The 5560-nt window shown below is 67.3% G+C and carries 5 protein-coding genes; all 5 read left to right on the forward strand.

Going from position 1 to position 5560, the window contains the following annotated elements; all coding sequences use genetic code 11:
• A partial coding sequence (locus AC5RWT_RS34090) for a tripartite tricarboxylate transporter TctB family protein (protein ID WP_494084083.1) occupies nt 1–531 on the forward strand: 531 nt, incomplete at its 5' end.
• The gene (locus AC5RWT_RS34095; protein ID WP_494084084.1) at nt 524–2074 is read left to right on the forward strand and encodes a tripartite tricarboxylate transporter permease; all 1551 of its coding nucleotides are present in this window, start codon (nt 524–526) and stop codon (nt 2072–2074) included. The genes AC5RWT_RS34090 and AC5RWT_RS34095, both read left to right, overlap by 8 nt.
• Complete coding sequence (locus AC5RWT_RS34100; RefSeq protein WP_494084085.1) at nt 2071–2466, forward strand: universal stress protein; 396 nt, start codon at nt 2071–2073, stop codon at nt 2464–2466. Before AC5RWT_RS34095 ends, AC5RWT_RS34100 begins: the two co-directional genes overlap by 4 nt.
• A gap of 553 nt (nt 2467–3019) precedes the next feature.
• Complete coding sequence (gene dxr / locus AC5RWT_RS34105; protein ID WP_494084086.1) at nt 3020–4234, forward strand: 1-deoxy-D-xylulose-5-phosphate reductoisomerase; 1215 nt, start codon at nt 3020–3022, stop codon at nt 4232–4234.
• Nucleotides 4231–5560: M50 family metallopeptidase (locus AC5RWT_RS34110; protein WP_494084087.1), on the forward strand; the 1330-nt coding region annotated here is incomplete at its 3' end. The genes dxr and AC5RWT_RS34110, both read left to right, overlap by 4 nt.

Raw genomic sequence — 5560 nt, forward strand, 5'->3', positions numbered from 1 at the left:
ACTGCTGGAGCGGTCCGGGGCGGCGGCGACGCCGTCCCGGGCAAACCGCTCGGAGAAATAATCTTCGCGGCCGTCATCCTGAGCATCGGGATCGTCGGCTTCGTCGCCGGGGCTGGCATCCAGACGCCCGACTCGGCCAGCGACATCGGGCCCCGGGCCTTGCCCTTTATCGTCTCCGGACTGCTGGTTGCGGTCGGCGGCGGGCTGATTGTGCAACTGCTGCGCGGCGTCACCGGCGAGGCCGACGAGGGCGAAGACATCGATCCCACTGTCACGACGGACTGGGCGACCGTGGCCAAGATGGCGGGCACCGTCGTCGCCCATATTTTCCTGATTGTTCCGCTGGGCTGGCCGGTTGCCGCCGCGGTGCTGTTCTTCGGCGCCGCCTGGGCGTTGGGAACCAAACCGTTGTGGCGGGCGGCCGTGGTTGGCATCGTCATGGCGCTGCTGCTGCAGTTCGCCTTCGCCGGGCTCCTGGGCGTCTCGCTGCCCGCCGGTGTGTTCGAAGGGGTGCCGTTCCTGAATGGATAATTTCTACGCCCTCCTGGAGGGCTTTTCCGTGGCGATGCAGCCGATGTACCTGCTCTACGCCTTGGGCGGGGTGCTGGTGGGAACCGCCGTGGGCGTGCTCCCGGGTATCGGACCGGCGATGACCGTCGCACTGCTGATGCCGATCACTTACAGCCTGGAGCCGACGGCGGCGATCATCGTTTTCGCCGGCATCTACTACGGCGGCATGTACGGCGGATCGACCACCTCGATCCTGCTCAATACTCCCGGCGAATCCGCCTCCATCGTTACCGCGCTCGAGGGCAACCGGATGGCGAAAGCCGGACGCGGTGCCGCAGCGCTGGCGACGGCGGCGATCGGTTCCTTCATCGCCGGTACGGTCGCCACCGTGCTGCTGAGTTTCGTGGCACCCTACGTGGCTGCGTTCGCCGTGCAGATCGGTCCGGTGGAGTACGTCGCCCTGATGGTGGTGGCGTTCCTGACCGTCGGTGCTCTGCTGGGTGCCTCCGTGCTGCGCGGGCTGGCCTCGCTGGGACTGGGGCTGTTCATGGCGTTCATGGGTGTGGACCTGATGACCGGCCAGCAGCGCTACACCTTCGGCAGCCCGTTCCTGGCGGACGGCATCGACGTCGTGCTGGTGGCCGTGGGGCTGTTCGCGCTGGGCGAGGCGCTGTACGTGGCCTCCCGGCTCCGGCACGGGCCCGTCAAGGTCATTCCGGTGACCGGCGGGTGGACGTCGTGGATGAACAAAGAGGACTGGAAGCGGTCCTGGAAGCCGTGGCTGCGGGGGACCTTTATCGGCTTCCCGATCGGCACCATGCCGGCCGGCGGTGCCGATGTCGCCACCTTCCTGTCCTATGCGTCGGAGAAGAAGCTGGCCCGGGGCGCACGCAAAAGGCAATTCGGGCGCGGCGCGATTGAAGGCGTGGCCGGTCCTGAGTCGGCCAACAACGCGGCCGCAGCAGGCGTTCTGGTGCCGCTGCTGACGCTGGGCATCCCGACGACGGCGACGGCTGCGATGATGCTGGTGGCCTTCCAGCGCTACAACATCCAGCCCGGCCCACTGTTGTTTGAGGTCGAAGGTGCCCTGGTCTGGGCGCTCATCGCCAGCCTGTATGTGGGGAACCTGATGCTGCTGGTGCTCAACCTGCCGCTGGTGGGCATTTGGGTGAAGATCCTGCAGATCCCGCGGCCGTACCTCTACGCCGGCATCCTGGTCTTTGCTGCCATGGGCGCGTTCTCGGTGAACTTCACGCCGGTGGACGTGTTCGTGCTGCTGGTCGTGGGCGTGCTCGGCTTCTTCATGCGCCGGTACGGCTATCCGATTGCTCCGCTGGTGGTGGGCATGATCCTCGGGCCGATTTTCGAGAGCCAGCTGCGGCGGGCGCTGGCCATCTCCCAGGGCGACCCGACGGCCTTGGTATCCACTCCGATTTCGGCCGGGATCTACATCGCGTTGGTGATCATCTTCGTGCTGTCCTTCTGGATGAAGAAGCGCCAGCGCCTGATGGAATCGGCAGTGCTCGACGACGACCGCCCGCAGGACAAGGAGGTCAGCACATGAGCACGATAGTGGTCGGGTATGTGCCCAACGCTCTGGGCGACGCCGCGCTGGCCGCCGCGATCGACGAGGCCAAACGCCGGTCGGCAAAGTTGCTGGTGGTCAATACCACTCGGGCAGACCGCCTGGTGGACCCGGCTTATGCAGATGCCGCCGATGTCACGCGGCTGGAATCCGTCCTGGGCGGCGCCGGCGTGGGCTTCAGCGTCAGGCATGGAATCTCGGACGGACTTGCCGCTGACGAGGTGCTCGATGCCGCCGAAGAGTCGGGGGCGGAACTGATCGTCATCGGGGTGCGCAACCGTACGCCGGTGGGCAAGCTGGTCATGGGCTCCACCGCCCACAACATCCTGCTGGGTGCCTCCTGCAACGTGCTGGCGGTCAAGCAGGTGTAACCGGTGCCCGGCGGCGATTTGACCCGCCGCGTGCGGTAGCCGCCGCGCTCGCCGGGCGGACCGTGAGGGGCAGCCGCTGTGCCGAGGTTTATCCCACGCCCGCCCGGTGAGCCGCAACCGTACGGAGCCGTTTTTGCTAAGGGCAGGGTTCCGCCGCCAGGGCAGGGTGCACAAACCCTGCCCTGGCAGATTTTCCCTGCCCTCGGTGCCATCTGCGCCATGAAGCACCTGCTCATGTGGGCGACCAATCACCCAGAGGACCAATGACCCCTAGGCCCAATCACCCAGAGGACCAATGACCCCTAGGCCCAATCACCCAGAGGACCAATCACCCAGGGGCCAATCACCGGCCGCATAGACCGGGAATTCTCGGTGTTTGTTTGTCGTCCAGCCGGCATTCACATTTTTGCGGGCTAGGCGAAGTTGTCCGGCCAGAAGGACGCCACGGAACTTAGGCCTCGCGCGGCCCGAACTTAGCCCTCGCGCGGCCAGGGGAGCAGGCAGGGCAGCAGCCAGGGCAGCAGGGAGGCAGCCGTGCGGGATAATTGAGCACATGGACTTCCGAGATCCGCCGCCGCCGGCCCCGCATCCCGCCCGCCGCAAAGTAGTGCTGCTGGGGTCCACCGGTTCGATCGGCACCCAGGGGATCGACGTGGTGGACGCAGCCCCCGAGCGCTTCGAGGTCACGGCGCTCGCAGCGGGCAGGAACCTGGAACTGGCGGCCCGACAGGCCGTCCACACCCGGGCACAGGCAGTCGGCGCCGCCGCCGGCACGGTGGATGATCTGGCGACGGCGGTCAAGGCCGCCGCGGCGGACGCAGGCGTTTCCGACTACTCGCCCGAGCTCTTCGCAGGCCCTGACGCAGCCGCCCGCATCGCCGCCTGGCCGGACGCCGACGTCGTACTTAACGGCATTACGGGGTCCATCGGGTTGGCGCCCACGCTGGCCGCGCTGGGGGCCGGACACCTGCTGGCACTGGCCAACAAGGAGTCACTGATCGCCGGCGGCCCGCTGGTCAAACAGGCAGCACGGCCCGGGCAGATCGTGCCGGTGGATTCCGAACACTCGGCGCTTGCCCAGGCGCTGCGCTCTGGCACGGCCGGCGAAGTGGATCGGCTAATCGTCACCGCATCGGGCGGGCCGTTCCGCGGTTACAGCAAAGAACAACTGCGCGGCGTCACTCCGGCGCAGGCGCTGGCGCATCCCACGTGGGACATGGGCCGGATGGTCACCACCAACTCCGCGACCATGGTCAACAAGGCCCTGGAAGTCATCGAAGCGCATCTGCTCTTCGACGTCCCGCTGGAGAGGATCGACGTGGTGGTGCACCCGCAGTCGGTGGTGCATTCGATGGTGCAGTTCACCGACGGATCCACGATCGCGCAGGCCTCCCCGCCGGACATGCGCCTGCCCATCGCCCTCGGCATGGGCTGGCCGGAGCGGGTGCCGGGCGCGGCGCCGGCGTGTGACTGGAGCCAGGCCACGAGCTGGACGTTCGAGCCGCTGGACGAAGACGTCTTCAGCGCGGTGCGGCTGGCCAAGGACGCAGCCGGCCGGGGCGGGACCTTCATGGCCGTGTACAACGCGGCCAACGAGGAAGCCGTCGACGCCTTCCATGACGGCCGGATCCGCTTTGATGAAATCGTGGAAACCGTGGCTGCCGTGGTGGACGAGCACACGCCGTCGGGCGAACTGACCGTGGCCACCGTGCTGGCGGCAGAGAACTGGGCACGCTCGCGGGCCCACGAACGTTTGGCTTTGTTGTGACCATTCTGTTTTTCATCCTCGGCGTCCTCTTCGTGGCCGTCGGCATCGCGGTGTCCATCGCCCTGCACGAAGTGGGGCACCTGCTGCCCGCCAAGCTGTTCAAGGTGCGGGTCACCCAGTACATGGTCGGCTTCGGTAAAACGCTTTTCTCCCGACGGCGGGGCGAGACGGAATACGGACTCAAAGCCATCCCGCTGGGCGGCTACGTCTCCATGATCGGCATGTACCCGCCGGCGAAGGGGGGCCCCGGCAGCGAGGGCCCCGGGACCGTCGGCGAAGTCCGCCGCTCCAGCACGGGAATGTTCCAGCAACTGGCCAACGACGCCCGGCAGGCCGAAGCCGAGCGGGTGCAGCCCGGCGATGAGAACCGGATGTTCTACAAGCTGCCGGTCTGGAAACGGGTCATCATCATGCTGGGCGGCCCCTTCGTGAACCTGGTCATCGGCACGGTGCTGATCGGTGTGGTGCTGGTCGGCTTCGGTTCTGCCCAGGCGACCACCACCGTTGCGCAAGTCAACAAGTGCGTGATTCCTGCCTCGCAGGCGGCCGAAACCGGCCAGACCGACTGCCTGCCCAGCGATCCGGAAGCGCCGGCCACGGCTGCCGGGATCCGTCCGGGCGACACCGTCACCGCCTTCGACGGCAAACCGGTCACCGACTGGTACCAGCTGACCGCCTGGATTCGGGACGCAGCGGGGGAGAAGACTCCGATCACGCTGCAGCGCGACGGCACCGAAATCCAGACCACCATCACACCCATCCTCACCGAACGCCCGGTGTTCGACGACGCCGGTCAACCGGTAGTCGACAGCACCGGCAAGCCGGTAACCGAACAAGCCGGTTTCGTCGGCATGGGCGCCACCACCGCACTGGTACCGCAGCCGGCCACCGACGTGCTCCCGGCAGTGGGCGAGAACCTGCAGGCGATCACCGGCGTCGTGCTCAATTTGCCGCAGCGCCTGGCCGGTGTGGCCGAAGCGGCCTTCAGCGATGCCCCGCGCGACCCGAACGGACCGATGAGCGTGGTGGGCGTGGGCCGGATTGCCGGCGAAATCAGCGCAATGGACGAAATTCCATTCGAGGCGCGGGCGGCCACCCTGATCGGACTGGTCGGCTCGGTCAACCTGGCACTGTTCGTGTTCAACCTGATCCCGCTGCTGCCGCTGGACGGCGGGCACGTGGCCGGCGCACTCTGGGAAGCGGTGCGCCGCGGCTTCGCCAAACTGTTCCGACGGCCCGACCCGGGACCGGTGGACATCGCGAAGCTGCTGCCGCTGACGTATGTGGTGGCAGTCGTGCTGATGGGCATGGGCGCCCTGCTGATCT

The sequence above is a fragment of the Arthrobacter sp. Dra40 genome, assembly GCF_059091905.1.

What these genes read in the sequence shown, in the direction of transcription:
- AC5RWT_RS34100 (WP_494084085.1), top strand. Translation starts at nt 2,071, where the DNA reads ATGAGCACGATAGTGGTCGGGTATGTGCCCAACGCTCTGGGCGACGCC.
- AC5RWT_RS34095 (WP_494084084.1), top strand. Translation starts at nt 524, where the DNA reads ATGGATAATTTCTACGCCCTCCTGGAGGGCTTTTCCGTGGCGATGCAG.
- dxr (WP_494084086.1), top strand. Translation starts at nt 3,020, where the DNA reads ATGGACTTCCGAGATCCGCCGCCGCCGGCCCCGCATCCCGCCCGCCGC.